Origin of the sequence: Streptomyces sp. A 4/2, assembly GCF_940670765.1 — a bacterium.
In the GTDB taxonomy this organism is placed as follows: Bacteria; Actinomycetota; Actinomycetes; order Streptomycetales; family Streptomycetaceae; genus Streptomyces.
On the sequence record NZ_CALNVW010000098.1, the window covers coordinates 1 to 423 of the forward strand.

The window sequence follows — 423 nt, forward strand, 5'->3', positions numbered from 1 at the left end:
TGCGCGGACTTCTTACCGGTCTCGTGCTGCTGGTCGGGGGCGAGGATGAAGTACAGGTGGTCGCCGTGCCCGTTGAGCACGTCGTATCCGGCCCGGACGTAGTCGTCCACCGAGGGTTCGTCGGCGTTCCAGCGGATCCAGACCTCGACCTCCGCGCTGTGGTCGATGTCGACGACACCCTGGCCGGGGACGACGTGGTCGTTCCAGATCTTGGCGCGCTTGCCCTTGCGGGTGAGCAGGGCGATCAGGCCGTTGACGTAGATGTTGAAGCCGTCCTGGAGCGTGGCGTTCGGGCCCGCGGTGTGGCGGGCGTACTCCAGGAGCTGCGGGGCGTTCTCGCCCGTGATCCGGTTGGTGTCCCAGGGGTATCCGAAGTACTCGTCGCCCCCGAGGTGGAACCAGGGCCCCGGGAAGAGGTCCGCG

General features: G+C 67.6%; 1 protein-coding gene. It reads right to left on the reverse strand.

Going from position 1 to position 423, the window contains the following annotated elements; genetic code table 11:
- Window positions 1–423: family 20 glycosylhydrolase (locus tag NBY69_RS37195; RefSeq protein ID WP_250306694.1), on the reverse strand; the 423-nt coding region annotated here is incomplete at both ends.